Annotated in this window: 15 protein-coding genes; 5 read left to right on the top strand and 10 right to left on the bottom strand. The window is 37.3% G+C overall.

The genetic code is table 11. From position 1 onward, the window contains the following. Positions 1-202: hypothetical protein (locus tag G3O09_RS22230; protein WP_205439676.1), on the top strand; the 202-nt coding region annotated here is incomplete at its 5' end. A gap of 7 nt (positions 203-209) precedes the next feature. Here G3O09_RS22230 and G3O09_RS17025 read toward each other — a convergent pair. After that, positions 210-755: a GNAT family N-acetyltransferase gene (locus G3O09_RS17025; RefSeq protein ID WP_163102665.1), complete on the bottom strand. Its 546-nt coding sequence runs from the start codon at positions 753-755 to the stop codon at positions 210-212. Positions 756-937: 182 nt separating this feature from the next. Then, positions 938-2,170 carry an aminopeptidase gene (locus G3O09_RS17030; protein WP_163102666.1) on the bottom strand — a complete coding sequence of 411 codons (1,233 nt, stop codon included), beginning with the start codon at positions 2,168-2,170 and terminating at the stop codon, positions 938-940. A gap of 161 nt (positions 2,171-2,331) precedes the next feature. Here G3O09_RS17030 and G3O09_RS17035 point away from each other — a divergent pair, with 161 nt between their 5' ends. Further along, on the top strand, positions 2,332-4,533 hold the full coding sequence (locus tag G3O09_RS17035; RefSeq protein WP_163102667.1) for an AAA domain-containing protein: 2,202 nt from the start codon (positions 2,332-2,334) through the stop codon (positions 4,531-4,533). A gap of 68 nt (positions 4,534-4,601) precedes the next feature. Here the strand turns inward: G3O09_RS17035 and aceA are convergent, their stop codons facing one another. Next, entirely contained in the window at positions 4,602-5,900 is a 1,299-nt protein-coding gene (gene aceA, locus G3O09_RS17040) for an isocitrate lyase (RefSeq protein ID WP_163102668.1), read from the bottom strand. A gap of 15 nt (positions 5,901-5,915) precedes the next feature. Continuing rightward, positions 5,916-7,508: a malate synthase A gene (aceB, locus tag G3O09_RS17045; RefSeq protein WP_163102669.1), complete on the bottom strand. Its 1,593-nt coding sequence runs from the start codon at positions 7,506-7,508 to the stop codon at positions 5,916-5,918. 336 nt (positions 7,509-7,844) lie between these two features. Here aceB and G3O09_RS17050 point away from each other — a divergent pair, with 336 nt between their 5' ends. Next, the gene (locus G3O09_RS17050; protein ID WP_163102670.1) at positions 7,845-8,366 is read left to right on the top strand and encodes a MerR family transcriptional regulator; all 522 of its coding nucleotides are present in this window, start codon (positions 7,845-7,847) and stop codon (positions 8,364-8,366) included. 166 nt (positions 8,367-8,532) lie between these two features. On the opposite strand, the gene G3O09_RS17055 is transcribed toward G3O09_RS17050, so the two are convergent. After that, positions 8,533-8,808, bottom strand: a complete 276-nt coding sequence (locus tag G3O09_RS17055; RefSeq protein WP_163102671.1) for a hypothetical protein — start codon at positions 8,806-8,808, stop codon at positions 8,533-8,535. A gap of 188 nt (positions 8,809-8,996) precedes the next feature. Here G3O09_RS17055 and G3O09_RS17060 point away from each other — a divergent pair, with 188 nt between their 5' ends. Next, a complete protein-coding gene (locus G3O09_RS17060) occupies positions 8,997-10,970 on the top strand; it encodes a S9 family peptidase (RefSeq protein WP_163102672.1) in 1,974 nt (657 codons plus the stop codon). Between the two features lie 131 nt (positions 10,971-11,101). Here the strand turns inward: G3O09_RS17060 and G3O09_RS17065 are convergent, their stop codons facing one another. From G3O09_RS17065 to G3O09_RS17080, 4 genes are all read right to left on the bottom strand, one after another. Continuing rightward, positions 11,102-11,242 carry a lmo0937 family membrane protein gene (locus G3O09_RS17065; protein WP_163102673.1) on the bottom strand — a complete coding sequence of 47 codons (141 nt, stop codon included), beginning with the start codon at positions 11,240-11,242 and terminating at the stop codon, positions 11,102-11,104. A gap of 73 nt (positions 11,243-11,315) precedes the next feature. Continuing rightward, positions 11,316-13,118: an ATP-binding protein gene (locus G3O09_RS17070; RefSeq protein WP_163102674.1), complete on the bottom strand. Its 1,803-nt coding sequence runs from the start codon at positions 13,116-13,118 to the stop codon at positions 11,316-11,318. 454 nt (positions 13,119-13,572) lie between these two features. Next, positions 13,573-14,352 carry a 3D domain-containing protein gene (locus G3O09_RS17075; RefSeq protein WP_163102675.1) on the bottom strand — a complete coding sequence of 260 codons (780 nt, stop codon included), beginning with the start codon at positions 14,350-14,352 and terminating at the stop codon, positions 13,573-13,575. A 185-nt stretch (positions 14,353-14,537) separates the two neighbouring features. Continuing rightward, positions 14,538-14,723 carry a cold-inducible protein YdjO-related protein gene (locus G3O09_RS17080; RefSeq protein ID WP_163102676.1) on the bottom strand — a complete coding sequence of 62 codons (186 nt, stop codon included), beginning with the start codon at positions 14,721-14,723 and terminating at the stop codon, positions 14,538-14,540. Between the two features lie 175 nt (positions 14,724-14,898). Between G3O09_RS17080 and G3O09_RS17085 the strand changes: the two genes are divergently transcribed. Continuing rightward, the gene (locus G3O09_RS17085; protein WP_163102677.1) at positions 14,899-17,061 is read left to right on the top strand and encodes an MMPL family transporter; all 2,163 of its coding nucleotides are present in this window, start codon (positions 14,899-14,901) and stop codon (positions 17,059-17,061) included. Positions 17,062-17,121: 60 nt separating this feature from the next. On the opposite strand, the gene G3O09_RS17090 is transcribed toward G3O09_RS17085, so the two are convergent. Then, positions 17,122-17,988: a CvfB family protein gene (locus tag G3O09_RS17090; protein ID WP_163102678.1), complete on the bottom strand. Its 867-nt coding sequence runs from the start codon at positions 17,986-17,988 to the stop codon at positions 17,122-17,124. Between the last annotated feature and the right edge of the window lie 86 nt (positions 17,989-18,074).

Raw genomic sequence — 18,074 nt, forward strand, 5'->3', positions numbered from 1 at the left:
GCTATGGACACCCTTGCTTTTGGCTAATGGTTCGCATATCCCAACGCCCATAGCGGACTTTCACCGCCTAGTTGATGAACATGCCTGGCACACCAAAAAGCAGGAGATTTTTTCAGATTCTCCTGCACTTTGTGTTTATCCCTTGATTTACTTTCAAGAAGGGTCCCTATGTATATGTACGTTGATTGACTTACCAAATTAATAAACCACTAATCATTAAATCTTCCCATCATGATCGTGTTATAGTATTTACCGTCAGCAAGGATTTTGTCTTTTTTTAATATCCCTTCAATTTCAAATCCAAGCTTTTCGTAAAGCTGTATGGCTTTTTCATTTGTTTCTAGTACATTCAATGTGATTTTTTTAATCCCGTTGGAATCAGCCCAAGAAATAGATTCTTTTAAAAGATTTTTCCCAATACCATATCCCCAATAGTCTTTTAATACTCCAATTCCAAATTCTACTTTATGAGAAAATCTATTTAAATAAATTCCTTCACATCTTGAAAATCCTACAATCCGATCGTCAACTTCAGCAACTAAAAATATATTTCTAGTACTCTCAGTGTCCGTTTTAATAATCTGTTCAAATCCTGGGATATCGATGAACGCCTCCCCTTTTTCTCTGTCCAGATTTTCGGTTTCCCCATCAATCTGTAACCTTAATTCAGACAATGCTTTTGCATCTTTTTCGATTGCAGATCTAACTATATACTTTAACCCATTAACATTGAAATCAAGTTTGTTAATTATCATGGTAATCTCCATTCTTATTAAATTGATACTGGTAGGATGGAATGCTTTACTAAGTTTTTTAATCTCATCTCTTAGTAGCTAATCAATCATTCTATTGAATATTTTTCATAGCAACAATAAACGGGCAGGGAATCCTTTGAGTCCCTACCCGTTTTTATTTAGCCAAAATAAATATGTCCTGATTAAAATGCCCAGTTCCCGTTTTTAAAGATCGGCTGAGTTTCGCCGTCTTCAGTTACTCCGTCAATGTTCATTTCTGGAGAGCCAATCATGAAGTCAACGTGAGTTAAACTTTCATTTAAACCGTTTTCTTCTAATTGTTCTGGAGTCATCGTCTTTCCACCTTCTATGCAGAAAGCATATGCACTTCCAATCGCAAAGTGATTGGATGCATTTTCATCAAATAAAGTGTTGAAGAACAAAATATTGGATTCAGAAATTGGTGATTGATGTGGCACTAGTGCAATCTCTCCAAGATAATGAGAGCCTTCATCCGTTTCAATCAATCTCTTTAATACTTCTTCGCCTTCATCTGCCTTGAAGCTTACAATTCTTCCATTTTCAAATGTAATGGAGAAATTATCAATGATATTTCCGCCATAGCTTAAAGGCTTTGTGGAAGATACCGTTCCATTTACACCTGTTTTTAAAGGTACAGTGAATACTTCTTCTGTTGGCATATTTGCCATAAATTCATGCCCTTTTTCATTGATGCTTCCAGCACCTACCCATATATGACCCTTTGGTAATTCTACTGTCAAATCTGTACCAGGAGCTTTGTAATGAAGCTTCGCGTATTTCTTTTCATTTAGATAACCGACTTTTTCGTGTAATTTTTGATCATGTTTTTTCCATGCTTCGATAGGATTATCTTCTGTTGTTCTAGTAGCAGTGAAAATGGCATCCCAGAGCTTTGATACTCTCTCTTCTTTTGGCTCATTTGGGAACACCATGTCTGCCCAACCTTGTGAAGGTACAGCAATGACTGTCCAGCTTACTTTGTCCGATTGCGCCATTTTCCTATACTCTTTTAAAGCAGTTCCTGCAGCTTTCTGGAAATTAGAGATTCTTTCAGTTTTAACTCCTTTTAACAAGTCAGGACTTGAAGAAACGATGCTAATAAAAGCTGCTCCTTCTTTAGCTAACTGGATTATTTCCTTTGCACGATGCTCTGGGTATTCGGTGAATGCTTCATCTGGAGCTAAATCATATTTAATACGGTTTAGCTCATCATCAGCCCAATTTACAACTACATTTTTTGCTCCTACTTCGTAAGCCTTTTTCGCAACAAGACGAACAAATTCAGCACCATCTAATGTGGTATTCACCACTAAAGTTTGTCCAGGTTGAACGTTTACCCCTACTTTTACAGCCAGTTCTGCGTATTTTTCAAGATTTGCTTTGAAATTACTCATATGTATCGTCTCCTTTTTTACTTCATCTTCATATATTTTACCTTTTTCTGCTAAGAAAATAAACTAAATATTCTATTTTATACCATTGAATAGCCATTTTATTTTCTTATCAGTATAATAGTATGTTGATATTAATCCCTTAATGAATGGTACCGATAACTATGAAAACAGCACAGATTATTTCAAATTGGCAAGAAGCCCTTCAAATAGAAATTAGCTTTATAAAAAATAAAGGTAGCAGTAAATATCGACTAATAAATGGTGTTAGCTTATCCTCTACCGATGGATTTTCTTATTTTTTTGAAACAGCTCGGCCTCTTTCAATACCTCCTGGTACCAATGTAATCATTCAATGGGGACATATGGAACTTTCAGCAAAACTAGTATCATCGGATAGAAATCACATCGTATTGACTTTAGAGAAAACCATTGGTGATACAGTATCAGATGCCCTCCTTGTATATGATCCTTGGCAACTCTTAGAGGAATTATCCAACCGATTGGAAGAAATAAAGAAGGATAAAAAGAAACGAGGCAGAGTCCATCACACGTTAAAGCCTGCTGAGGAAACAAAGCATACTCCTAATTCTACAAATGAAAGCTTTGTCAAACAGCTTTTCATTCGATCCAAAAGTAATGCGGTTACCTATGTATGGGGGCCACCTGGGACTGGAAAAACCTATACATTAGCAAGGGTAGCAGCCAATAAATATTTAGTAGGCAAAAGGGTACTAATCCTTTCGAACAGTAATAGTGCAGTTGATGTCTTAATATATGAAACGTTTCAATTCCTCTTGAGAAAAGATAAGTTTAAATCAGGAACTGTGCTACGTTATGGAAATACAAACATGAATGATTTGGCCTTAAATGAGCCTGTGACTTCCATTCAATTACTTACTGAAACAGAACCTAACCTTACTTCGAATTTAGAAAAGTTAAAGGTTCAAAGAGAACAAATCAAACGGGATTCAGGATTTTCCACTAACAGACGTGATACCGAAGATTTATTACAGATGGAACAAAAGATTTTAGGATTAGAAGAGAAGTTACGTCGAAAAGAGAAAAAACTCCTTGAGGATGCCAAAATAATTGGGACTACATTAGCAAAAGCTGCAAGTGATAGCACCATTTATGATCAGGACTTTGATTTAGTCATCGTTGATGAGGCAAGCATGGCCTATATTCCCTATATAGGATTTGCGGCTTCTCTAGGTAAGAGAGTAATTGTCTGTGGAGATTTTAAACAGTTACCTCCAATAGCACAAAGCAGACATCCATTGGTCCATCAATGGCTAAGACAAGACATTTTTCTAGAAGCCGGTGTAACTGAATCCATCCATTTAGGAAAACTTCATCCTCAATTACTCTTATTATCTGAACAAAGAAGGATGCATCCACAAATTTCATCTTTCACTAATAAACATATTTATCACTCTTTGGTTTTTGATCATTCCTCTGTATTAGAAAAACGAGAAGGAATAGCAAATAGGTTTCCGTTCCCAAATACGGCTTCCGTACTCATAGATACTAGTGGAACAGGCACGTTTGCTTCTATCGATCCTATATCAAAATCTAGGTGGAATGTTTGGCAACTATTCATATCATTTCAATTAATTACAGAATTACTAGAAGGTGGTACAACCTCGATTGGCTATATCACACCCTATCGAATCCAAGCAGAATGCATGGATATTCTAATTGAAGACCTTCTATTTAAAGAGAAACAAGAAGCTGATATCATTTCAGCAACGGTCCATCGGTTTCAAGGTAGTGAACGCGATGCCATTGTGTTCGATACAGTTGATGCTCCCCCTTTTCAAAAACCAGGTATGCTTTTGACAGGTACTGAAAGTGATAGACTACTGAATGTCGCCATTACTCGATCAAGAGGAAAATTTCTACATGTCAGTGATGTTTCTTTTATGAAGGATAGAATGAATATGAACAACACTGTCCGGAAACTGATCATGCATCAGTTAGATCAAAAGAAACGAGTGCCTCATTCTGCAATCGGGAAATGGATCAAGCATCAACACCCTCGTGTGAAATGGATTCATTCACATAATTTAGACACTCTGAAAATGGATATAAAACTAGCCAAACAATCTATCATCATAGGGGTTAATGGTGAAACACTAAATGATCAGTGGGTCACTCTATTAAATGAAAGAAAAAATATAATAGAATATACCACCACGTTTAACCAAAATGTACAATTTCCTTATATCATTTTTGACGATCAAATCCTGTGGATTGGACAACCTTTTGAATCCATGAAAATTCATAATCCCCCATTGGTATCAGTTCGTATTGAATCAGAAGCATTTATCAAACGATTCAAGCAATTGGTAAACAGCCAATAAAAAGAGCAAGCCACCATGAATCTAATTATTAGATTACATGGTAGCTTGCTTTTTCATTCTAGTCCTATTTATTGTTCAACCGTTTGTTCAGTTGCAGTGAATTGTTCAGTCTCTGTTGATCCTTTTAATGCAGTAGTTGAAGACATACCCCCGGAGATGACTTGAGCAACTTCGTCAAAGTAACCTGTTCCAACTTCACGTTGATGTCTAGTTGCCGTATATCCGTAAACTTCGCTAGCAAACTCTGCCTCTTGAAGTTCAGAATATGCAGCCATTCCGCGATCTTTATATTGTCTTGCCAGCTCGAACATGCTGTGGTTTAGAGAATGGAACCCGGCTAAAGTTACGAATTGGAACTTGTATCCCATCTTACCTAACTCTACTTGGAAATTAGCGATTGTCTTATCATCCAGTTTTTTCTTCCAGTTGAAGGAAGGTGAACAGTTATAAGCTAATAATTTCCCTGGGAACTGTTCGTGGATTGCTTCAGCAAAACGACGCGCTTCTTCAATATTCGGTTCAGAAGTTTCGCACCAAATCAAGTCAGCGTATGGTGCATATGCTAAACCTCTTGCGATAGCTTGATCCAACCCAGCCTTCGTTTCGAAGAATCCTTCAGGTGTACGGTTTCCAGTAATGAATGGAGCATCATAAGGATCGACATCACTCGTAATCAGATCAGCAGCATTTGCGTCTGTTCTTGCTACTAATACAGTAGGTACTCCAAGGACATCCGCTGCAAAACGAGCAGCAATTAGATTTTTGACAGCTGTTTGTGTTGGCAGTAGTACTTTACCGCCAAGATGCCCACATTTCTTTTCTGACGATAGTTGGTCTTCAAAATGTACACCAGCCGCACCAGCCTCAATCATGCCTTTCATCAGTTCAAAAACATTCAATTGACCACCGAAGCCAGCTTCAGCATCTGCCACAATTGGCGCAAACCAATCAATGTCTTCTTTTCCTTCCATATAATGAATTTGATCAGCCCGTTGTAATGCTTGGTTAATGCGTTTTACGACTTGCGGAACACTGTTTGCAGGATATAGGCTTTGGTCAGGATACATATGACCTGAAAGGTTCGCGTCTGCAGCGACTTGCCAACCACTTAAATAAATCGCCTTCAGCCCTGCTTTTACTTGTTGCATAGCTTGGTTACCTGTTAAGGCGCCAAGTGCATTGATGAAATCTTCTGTATGGAGGTAGTTCCAAAGCTTCTCTGCCCCACGACGCGCCAATGTATGTTCAATTTGTACAGAACCTCTTAATCTTACAACATCCTCTCCACTGTATGGACGTGTAATACCATACCATCTTTCATCCGTTCTCCAATTCTCTTCTAATCTTTTCGCTAATTCTTCTCTCATTTCCCATTCCTCCTATTATGATAATTTTTCATAAGCCGGTAACGTTAAGAATTCGGCAAATTCATCTTGGGATATCAGTTGTTGAAATAATCCAGCCGCTTCTTCATAGCGACCTAAAACATAGTGTTCAATTCCCACTTGTCCTAAGATTTTCGAAAGCTCATCTACTTGAAGCTTGTTGACTAGTTCATGAGACACTTTTCTCCCGTCATCTAGGATCCCTTTAGGGTGGCGTATCCACTGCCAGACTTGAGCACGGGAAATCTCGGCCGTTGCAGCGTCCTCCATTAGGTTGTGAATCGGCGCAGCCCCTCTCCCATTCAACCAAGAAGCGATATATTGAATACCAACGTTTATGTTCATGCGAAGTCCTTTCTCAGTAATGCTACCAGTAGGCACTTCTATCAAGTCTTCCCTTGATACTTGAACATCCTCTTTCTTCCTGTAAATTTGATTAGGTGTAGTCATTAACCGATCAAAAACATCCTTTGCAGTTTTAACCATGCCTGGATGTGCAACCCATGTTCCATCATGACCATCATTAGCTTCTCGCTCTTTATCAGCTGCCACCTTTGCAAACGCCTCTTCATTAGCTTGTTGATCGTTCTTAACAGGTATCTGGGCAGCCATCCCACCGATAGCTGGTGCATTTCTTTTATGGCAAGTCTGAATCACTAGCAATGAGTACGCTCTCATAAATGGGCTTGTCATCGTCACTTGAGCTCTGTCGGGCAGAATGACTTCTTCACGATTCTTGAATTTCTTTAAGTAGCTAAAGATATAATCCCATCTGCCGCAATTCAGGCCTGCGGAATGTTCCTTAAGTTCATAAAGGATTTCATCCATTTCATAGGATGCTAGAATCGTCTCTAGCAAAGCAGTTGCTTTGATCGTCCCCTGTGGGATTCCAAGACTGTCTTGTGCAAACACAAAAACATCATTCCATAGACGTGCTTCAATATGATTCTCCATTTTAGGCAAGTAAAAATATGGTCCACTACCTTTCTCAATCAATGCTTTTGCATTGTGAAAGAAAAATAAACCAAAATCGAAAAGACTTGCGGAAATAGGGGTGCCATCTAATAAAACATGTTTTTCTTCTAAGTGCCATCCTCGTGGACGAACTTTTAGAACGGCAGGATTTGAAGACAGCTCATATTTTTTTCCGTTTGGCGCTACATATTGAATCGTGCCACGGACTGCATCCCGAAGGTTGATTTGACCTTCGATACAATTCTCCCAAGTCGGGGAATTTGCATCCTCAAAATCAGCCATAAATACATTGGCTCCGGAATTCAATGCATTAATCACCATTTTCCGATCAACCGGTCCTGTAATTTCAACTCTTCTGTCCTGCAAATCCTGTGGTAACGGACCAACCGTCCAGTCACCTTCACGAATATGTTTTGTCTCGGGGAGGAAATCCGGATAAATGCCTGTATCAATTTTTTCCTGGATTTCTTTTCTTCTTTCTAATAGCTCTTTTCTCTTTTCACCGAATTTACTTTGGAGACTTTCAACAAATTGCAAAGCTTGAGGAGTAAGTATTTCTTCGTAGCCTTTTTTCAAAGGTCCTGTCACTTGCAGGCCTTTTGCTTCTGTTTTCATGAACCAAGCCACATCCCTTCAAACAACCAATGTTATAATACAGATTTACTTTATCTGTTTGTATTATATAACAACATTTTTTGAATTGTCACCTTATTTTTTAGAAAATTTTTAAAAATAATATAATTAATCAAATAGCCTTATAGAAGAAGGTGAATTTCGCGAAATGAGCTGAGCAATATGGTTTAATGAGTCGTTAAAAATCATAGGAAAATCGACATCTTCAAAATAAAAGTAGTTTTTCCACTACATTTGCCGAAATAGAACTAGTTATGTCACATGCATAGGAATAATGGGGTATTACAGAGAATGTTACTTTAAAAGGGGGAATGGAATGTGAATACAAAGACTGTTTCAAGAATTCTTAAAGTATCTCCAAAAACCGTTCAACGATGGGTTAAGCAGCTTAATCTAGACCTTAAAAGAAATGAATTGGGACATTTTTTATTTGAAAAAGATGACGTAGAAGAATTAAGACTTATTCATCAACAACTACAAAATGGAGTTTTGCTACAGGATGTAAAGGTAAATAAGAAACCACGCAAAGGAACTGGAAAGCAAATGGTAGGGAATGATACCATGGAGAAGTTCTTTGTAAAAATGGAGGAACTCGAAAGAAAACTTGATCAAAAAGCTGATTCAGTTGTTTCCTATCAACTTTTGCAGCACCGCAGCGAAATTGAGGAATTACATGAACAAATTACTAAACTAAAAGAACGTATAGAATCTTTAGAACAAAATCAAAAAAACCTTGGTATTCCAATAAAACCCTTGCCTGTACTAGACCAAACAATTATGACGAAAAGAAAGAAAAACACGAAGATCAAGAACTTGTTGACCATGCTTTTTACAATTTGAGAGCGTGTTGCTTTCGTTTAATAAACTTCCTACTCGAGGATCATTAAGGGTCCTTTTTCTTTTGGACAAATTCCCCACTAAATTCCTTTTAAATAAAAAAACTAGCCTATATCTCAGTAGTTTAGAGATTCTAGGCTAGGTTGGATTCAACACCAATATAAATAGTTTATTGTTGTTCATTTTTGTTATAGTAATGAACACTATACATAGCTCCTTCTTCTACCATCTTGTTATCTTCAATATCATGGGGATCTGGATGGCCACCTTTTTCAATCAACTGCTGTGTGGTGACCGGACCTTCATGTTTTCGGAAGTATTTATTCCTTAGGCTAGTGAACAACGAGAATGTTTTGTCACGATTTTTTTTCCTTGATAGATATGATACGCCAGCTATTCCTACGCCTAAAGCAACAATGGGGGTTAGACTTTTATTCATATTCATCCTCATCTTCCTCCTTTATATCTTTTCTTCTTCTATACCCGTTTTTTTAAAACAAAACACATTTACTATGATTTTTAGATAGGAACATTTTACCTTCTTCAAAGTTCTATAATAAAAGTTTTTGAAACCGCAGGATTTTTATTTCTATTCTCGAAATATATGAAGTAAATAGTTTAGGAGGTTCATAAATGAAAAAGACCATTATTGCTGAAGATTTATTAAAAATGAAATCAGTGACAGATCCTCAATTTTCTCCCGATGGTGAGAAGTTGGCCTTTGTACAGACTGAAATGGATAAAGAAGATAATAAATATGTGTCGAATATTCATATTCTTTTTATGAAAAGTGGCGAAATAGTTTCTTGGACCCAAGGCAAAAATAGAAACACGTCACCTCGCTGGTCCCCGGATGGAAAAACACTTGCATTTTTAAGCAATCGTTCAGGAAAGAATCAAATCTATGTAATGTCAACATCTGGAGGCGAAGCCAAGCAAGTGACAGAATTCACTAAAGGGGCTTCTTCCATCGTATGGTCTCCTTGTTCTAACTTGTTGCTTAGTAGCACTTCGCTAAAGGTAGATGAATCGTTCGATGAGAAGGAAAAGGAAGAAAAGAAACCACAAGTGGACCATTATAAAGCATTACGATATAAGTCAGATGCTTCAGGATACATGAATGATTCCTACTCGCAGTTAGTCCTCATCAATGTTCTAACGGATGAGTTCGAAAGATTTACAAATGATGAATTCCATTATACCCCCTCTTCATTCAGTCCTGATGGGGCTCATATCGCCTTTACTGCTAGCCTTGAAGAGGAACCGGATTTTAACCTCCATTACCATGTGTATGTAATGGATTTACAAAGCAAAGAATCCCAAAAAATTGTGGAATCGCAAGGTTATTACTCCCAAGCAATTTGGTCCCCGGATGGGAAATATATAGCCTATTTGGGTCACGGGCTACAATATTTCAACGCTACAATTTCAAAGTTATGGGTGTTTCATGTTGAAACAAGCTCCACAACTTGTCTAACAGGTGATTTGGATCTGAGTATCGGAGATTTTACTATTGGAGATTTCCAAATCGGGGCATCTGCTCCAGGATATTTGTGGAGCAATGATGGGCTGGGCTTATATTTCCTTGCAACAGAAAAGGGATCAACAAACCTTCATTATACCGACTTGGCAAGCAATATTACCCCAATCTTTTCAGATGGAAGACATATATACGGATACTCGATTCATGAAGAAACCCAAAAAGCCATATTCTGTATTAGTTCTTCTACCGAACCAGGCGACCTATACTCCTTTGATCTTGAGAATAAAGAATTAAATCAAGCTACAAACGCCAATAAAGAGATTCTTCAAAATAAACTAATCAGTTCTGCTGACGAGTTCACTTTTACTACATCGGATGGGCTTACTATTCAAGGTTGGATGATTAAACCTGCAGAATTTGAAGAAGGAAAAACCTACCCTGTTGTACTAGAAATTCACGGAGGGCCCCATGCGATGTACGGTAATACGTACTATCATGAATTCCAAACACTCGCAGGCCAGGGTTTTGTTGTGATATACACTAATCCTCGTGGGAGCCTTGGATACGGTCAAGAATTTGTAAATGCTGTTCGTGGTGATTATGGTGGAAACGACTTTAAAGATTTAATGCAGGCTATTGATACTGCTATTGAAAGATATTCATTTATCGATAAAGAGAAGCAGTTTGTTACTGGTGGAAGTTATGGTGGTTTCATGACCAATTGGATTGTCGGTCACACAAACCGTTTCAAAGCTGCAGTTTCCCAACGATGTATCAGCAACTGGATCAGCTTTTATGGAGTGAGTGATATTGGATACTATTTTACCGAATGGCAAATTGACGGCACCATCTTTGATGACGTCGAAAAGCTTTGGGATCACTCTCCGTTAAAATATGCAAAGGATGTTCAAACTCCATTATTACTATTGCACGGTGAAAAGGATTATAGATGTCCTCTGGAGCAGGCTGAGCAATTTTTTGTAGCATTAAAAAGATTAAAGAAAGAAGTTGAACTTGTCACTTTCCCAAATGAGAATCATGAGGTTTCTCGAAGTGGAAAGCCTTGGATGAAAATAGCCCATGTCGAGCATATAAAAAATTGGTTTGTTAAACACTTAGATTAAAGCCACATGGAACAGGCTGAATCCGATTTTCATAATAGAATTGGATTCAGTCTCTCTTTTTCTCCATAATAAAAGGATGACTCATATTCAAACTTCACAATTAGCAAAGTTTTTTAGTCATCCTTTTTCTATCATCTTCTTCGCTTGATAAAATTCATAATAAATAAAATGACAGCAATAATTAATACGATATGGATTAAGCCACCAGCAGCTTTAAATACAAGGCCAAGAATCCAAATAACAATCAAGATTCCAATAAGAGTCCAAAGCATAAGCTTTCTTCCTCCTTTTATCTTGATTGTCATTCACTTACCCGAAAAAGTCGTTCTTACTCCTGTTTCCTCTTTATGGTTGTATTAATGGAAACGTTAAAATGAATGTAGACCCTTTCCCCACTTCACTTTGAATTCGGATTTGACCCCCATGTCCTTCCACGATTTTAAATGAAACCATCATCCCAAGGCCGTTGCCCATTTTCTTTGTCGTAAAGAATGGTTCTCCTATTTTTAATAATTGATCCTGTGGAATTCCTTTTCCTGTGTCTGTGAAGGATAGTTGGACATGATCTTCTATTTTGCTTATCCTTATTGAAAGGTCTCCACCATTTGGCATTGCTTCAATTCCATTTTTCATAATGTTTAAAAATACTTGTTTAATCCTATCTTCTTCACATTTAATCCAAAGAGGTTCATCAACCGTTTTTAATTCAAATTGAACATTTTTCTTACTGGCTTCTATTTCAAGAAGGTCCAAGGTGGAAAGTATAATGGACATGACCGGTTTTGCTTGGAATTGATAATTCATTGGTTTAGCTAGTTGCATAAAATCCTCAACAATTGTATTTACACGCTCAATTTCATCTATAATGATTTCCAAATACTCCTGTCGTTCAGATGACGTTTCATCTAGTATCAAAAATTCCGTATACCCTCTCATGCTAGTAAGTGGATTTCGAATCTCATGTGCAACACCAGCCGCCATTTGCCCAAGAACAGAAAGCTTTTCCTGGCGTGAAATGATTTCTTCTGTTCTCTTACGTTCTGTAATATCATTTCTTATCGCTAAATATTGATATATTTTTCCGTTTTTATCAACGAAAGGAACAATGGTGGTATCCACCCAATAAAAGCTTCCGTCTTTTGCTTTATTCCGAATTTCGCCCTTCCATACATCTCCAGCATGAATCGTTTTCCATAATTCTTTAAAGAATTCCCTAGAATGATATCCTGAGTTCAAAATGGAATGATTTTGACCAATTAATTCGTCTCTACTATATTTAGAAATTTGGCATAAGGTATCATTTACAGATGTAATGATTCCTTTTTCATCAGTAATGGCCACAATAGCCGCTTGGTCAAGGGCAGATTTGATATCTGATAATTCCTTTAATGTATCTTTTAAATGATTTTCTGTGATTTCATTGGCGTTCTTTTTACTAGTCATCATTTTGGTAAAAATTAAGCTACCCACAATGACCAACATTAAAAATAAGAACAAATAGACAATGCTCGAAAATGGAAGTTTGTTTACATTTTGAGATATCCCGTCTACTTTTCCATAATACAAGGATTTAACTAATAGGAAAAAAGCGAGGACAATCCCACTCGTTAATATCGAAGAAGCCAACGGTTTATACCAAGCGAGATCCTGAGATGAAATTTTAGAAAAAAACAGTGCCCAAAAGGATAGGTAAACCAAGGCATATACGATTATGATCGACACAATAAGGATAGGGTAATGATACGTTGCCCCTAGGTTAGCAGAATATAATCCAAGGATGTTTGAAATGAATATGGCAATTGTTAAAAAACCACTTCCTATTAAGAGCCTATGCTGTTTTTGGACTCCATCCGTTATGAAATAAAAAGCAATCACTGCTAAGAAAAATCCTGCAACCATGGAGATTATTGATACCACTAATCGTTGGTCAAGTGAATACTCAATATTTATCGCAAGAATGCCAAAATAGTTCATCATCCACATTCCAATGGAAATGGATGAAACACCACCCCAAAATAAAAAGCCTTTATTTCTCTTTGTATGATGCATATGGGTTAATAAATCTAAAGACGTAAAGGCCGCCATAAATGTCAATATTATTGCTATTAATGTTAAGACTGGATTAAATGATAAAATAAATGATTCCATCTATGCGCCTCCTTTTTACATGAATAATTTGATTGTAATAGAATCTCTTTAAACATTAAACATTTTTTGTCATAATGACTGCAAATATTAAATGATGGCAATTATTGTGTGTATTTAACGAAGGTTTACCCTGCCTTATGGAAAAATAAGGCTGTTTTCGTAAACTTTGGTGCTATTTACCAAGGGAGTGGTTGATTTCCGCTTCAGGATGCTCTCTTTCCGCGGGGCGGGCGGTGAGCCTCCTCGGCGCTTTACGCCTGTGGGGTCTCACCTGTCCCGCTGCTCCCGCTGGAGTCTCGCACCTTCCGCTCCAATCAACCTGTTTATTAACCGTTTGCTTCAACAAAACCAATTAAAAACAACAAATCTTTAGAAAAGAGCCAAAAATAAAAACGAGCCTTAGAATAGTTTCTAAAGACTCGTTTATAGGAGTAATATAATAAGTTTTTTTTCCTCAGTCAAGAATTTTCACTTCGACTTGGCGTTTACCCCAAGCTAAAGCTGCGTCTTCAGAAGGAATGAATAAATCAACCCTTTTACCTTTAATCGCTCCACCCGTATCTTCGGCTGTGGCATAACCATAACCTTCAACGTAAACCTTTGAACCTAGTGGAATTACTTTAGGATCTACAGCAATGACCTTTTTGTCCGGATTAGCTTTGAGGTCAACACCTGTTTTTGTTATCCCGATACAACCTTCACAATCGGCAGTATAAGCTGTAGCTGTTACAGTAACTTCTTTTACAACTTTTTCTTCTTTAACTGCAGTTTCAGCAGTAGTGCTTGCTGCAGGTTCATTTACTGAAGGGTTTTGGTCTTTAACTTCTTTTTTAGCTGCAGTATTTTCTTTTGCTACAGGCTTCTTTTTTGCTTTTGGTGCCTGTTCTGTATATATTACTAACTTCTGACCATCTACGATCAGCTCGTATTTAAGATTGTTCCAGTCTTTGATTTGATCAACTGTCACATTATATTTTTCAGCAATGCTCCATAATGAGTCACCAGAAACTACTGTATAGATTTCTTCAGGTGCGATAATTAACGTTTCATCTGCTTTTATCAAATCGGAAGTTAATCCATTCCATCCTCTTAATTGATCTACAGTTGCTCCATGTTGTTTAGATAAATCCCATAAAGTATCACCTTTATTAATAACTACTTCTTCCGCATTCGCTCGACCTGCGATAGAAGTGAACGTTGCTAACGCAGCTATTGTAAGTATTGATTTTCTCATGTAATTACCTCCGCTCGTTTTTAGCTAACGGAGACAATCATATCATGTATATGCGAAATCCAAAGAACAGCACGGTAATAATTATATTACAAAAGTAACAGACGTTTGACGATGCAATGACGAGTTGTCAGAAAAATGAAAATTCGACCTAAAAATTAAGGTCGAATCCTACTATGTATTTCCTATTATTTTATACGAGGCAGCTCTCTTACTTCTTCTACCATATCATTCCCACAGAAAGGGCAAAGTAAAGCATCTGTAGCAAATTCCTTCCTCATCCAGCCATTGCAGGTATCGGTAATGCATGAAAAAACGACTGTATTTTCAATAATGACCTCTTCAAAATCCTGTTGCTTTTTAGAAAAATACATTGCAAGTGCCCTCCTTTATTCGTGACACGCATTTGCCACATAGAGATAGCATATGCAATTTTTACATGAATTATGAATGAAATCCCAACTTATCTTTCCCATAACTTTATACTTTATCTTTTTAGATTTTTTTTAGATAATGAAGGATGACTGCTAAATAAAAGGGGAGCATGAAATGAAACTACTTTCGTCTATAGTGGTCACTCTAAGGAAACCACTTCTTGCATTATGGCTTATACTTGCTGTAGTCCTTTCCTATCTGGCCATACAACTGCCAACTAAATTAAATGGTGATGGATTTGAGATGGATGGCGATTACAACTTAGTCCAAAAGGAATTATCAGATACTTTCGATTTACCAAAGTCCAGTCTTCTGATACTCTTCCAAAAGGAAAAAAATCAATCTGAAACGGATTTTAAAAATGAAATTGACACTGCTATACAAGATCTTTCCGATTTAAAAATTACAGAATCCATTCAATCCCCTCTAAACCATGCAAAATTGTATAAAGAAGGATATGCATATACCATTCTTTCATTCGATAAATCTGAAAACGACATGTCCCTTCAGGTAGAAAAAGTTAGAGATACTATGGAAAAGTATGACCACACCATGGTGACCGGCGCTCCTGTAATAAGGGAAGACATGAACAAAGCAAGCCAGGATGATTTAAAAAGAGCTGAGCTTATCGGGCTCCCAGTAGCAATCATCGTGCTGTTATTTGCTTTTGGAAGTATTGTAGCATCGATTGTACCCATTATCATTGGTGCTGTGACTGTCTTATCTTCATTTGGCATTTTGACCTTGCTTGGTGATTCTTTGAATCTGTCTATTTTCTTATTAAATGTTGTACCAATGGTTGGCCTCGCATTAAGCATTGATTTTGCTTTATTGTTCATTAACCGTTACCGTGAAGAATATACGGGTACTAATAAATTTGAAGCAATCAGAAAAACAGTCATGACTGCGGGACGGTCAATACTATTTTCTGCGCTATGCGTCTTCATTGGTCTGGCTGCAATGATGGTCATTAAGATTGACATTTTCCAGACAGTAGCCATTGGAGGAATGGTGGTAGTAGCCCTAGCCGTCATTACTTCTTTAACCTTGCTGCCTGCCCTTCTATTGCTTTTAGGTGATAAACTGAATAAAGGCATGCTAATTAAACCTAATAAATCTGGTACGAATGGCTGGAGAAAATTCGCTGAGAGTGTAATGAAACGACCGATTATCATCACACTATTTGCAATAACAATACTTGTTATTGGAATCCTTCCAGTTCAAAATATCAGATTAGCCATTCCTGACTCAGACTCTTTACCTAAGGAATATGAATCTAGAAAAGCATTGGATATTATCCAAGACGAGTTCCTTGAAAAGGATTCAAGTACCGTTTATGTAGTTGCAGAAAGAAAGGGATCCTGGGTAAATTCTGAAGGATTAAAAGAGCTTGAGAATCTTGTGAGCGAATTAAAAAAGGACGATATCGTTACGGAAGTTGAATCTTTGTATAGCTATAGCGGAACTAAGACTAGTAATGAATTAGAAATGGCTTTAAAAAATCCACAAATCAAACAATCACTTGAACCTGTAATGGAGCAATTCATAAATGAGGAAAAGCTGCTCTTGCCTGTTACCCTTTCTAAACAAGACACTTCTGAAGAAGCAAAAGATTGGATCAGGAACTGGAGCAAAAAGGATTGGGATTATTCTTTAACATTTGGAGGAAGTGTAAAATTTAATCAAGAAATTTTTGATGAAATCTTTGAGAAGCTTCCTATTGGAATGGCGATCATTTTGATTTCCACTTACCTCATATTAATGGTTGGGTTCCGTTCAATCATTATTCCATTGAAAGCTATTATAATGAATGTTATTGGGCTATCTTCTACTTTCGGAATCCTTGTTTGGTTATTCCAAGAAGGACATTTCGGTCTTGCCCAAACTGATATTGCGCTCGTCCTTCCGGTTTTTGTGTTCAGTTTAGTATTCGGTCTAAGTATGGATTATGAAGTATTTTTAATATCTCGAATCCATGAAATTTATTTAAAGACAGGTAATAACGATGAAGCAACTGCAGCTGGCCTAGCTTCTACAAGTAAAATTATTACCTCAGCCGCCCTAATCATGATTGTAATAACTGGGGCATTCGCATTTACTGGCGTTGTTCCTGTAAAACAAATTGGGATTGGAATTGCTTTGGCGATCTTTATAGACGCAACTATTATACGCATGCTACTTGTACCTGCATTAATGAAGCTTTTAGGTGATTGGAACTGGTGGATGCCATTTGTCAAAAAACAAAAACCAGAAATGAAAAAAGCTTCCGGTGAATAAAAAAGCTTCAAATATAATAAATAAAGGCAAGCGCTAATATTAATGCGCTTGCCTTTTAGTTTATCTACGATCCGACGTATAGGTCCAGCCATCCTCTTGATATACCTTGTCTTCTTTCATCAATTTGCCTAGTGCCCTTTTAAAGGAACCTTTGCTCATATTGAAGAAATCCTTGATGATCTCTGGGTCGGACTTATCGCCATACGGCATCGCCCCACCTCTTCCAATCAAATAGGTTAAGACTACTTCAGCATCATCATCGATTTTATCCTTACTGAATGGAAGCAGAGATCCATTTAAGCTGCCATCCTCCTTTAGGTCAATGATTCTGACGCTGATTTTTTCTCCTAAACGAGGCTCCACTGGCCTTTCGCTTTCGTGAATGAAGCATTTATACCCTTCGTCTGTAATGACATAAGTTCCAACCTTTTTTAATTTATAAACTCTACCTGTAAGAGTGGCATTGTACAACTTCTCTTTAGGCTTTTTCCCTAGGTTGGATAATATGGCATCCTCTGAAGCTAAATGCGCAAATAAGCGATCCTTACGATCCCGCTTCAAAGTCACAAACAGCTGGTCCCCAGAATTAGGCCATAATTCTGTAAACAAAGGAAGCTCATCCTTCGAAACAAGAATGTCTTTGCTCAAACCAATGTTGACAAACACTCCTAAATCTTTTTGCTTTCCTACCACTTCAGCCCATCCATAATCTTCTTCAGTAATAGCTGGTATCTTCATTGTCGCAGTTATCCTGCCTAATTTATCATGATATAGAAAAACGTCAATCCAGTCTCCTATTTCAATCTCGCCTTCAACTTCCCTATTAGGTAAAAGAACATCTTCCACTCGATTTGTCAAAAAATACCCAAAATCGGTTTGGCGGTCTACAAGCAATTCTTCAACCGTACCGGGCAATAAATTCGTCATTGCCAAACCTCCTTTTTTTTTCACTGTTTTATACTGTACCATGTTATACCATAACTGTATAGCTGTTGTTACCATTGTTGTCAAGC

This window comes from Peribacillus alkalitolerans, from assembly GCF_010882125.1.
Lineage (GTDB): Bacteria > Bacillota > Bacilli > Bacillales > DSM-1321 > Bacillus_BN > Bacillus_BN alkalitolerans.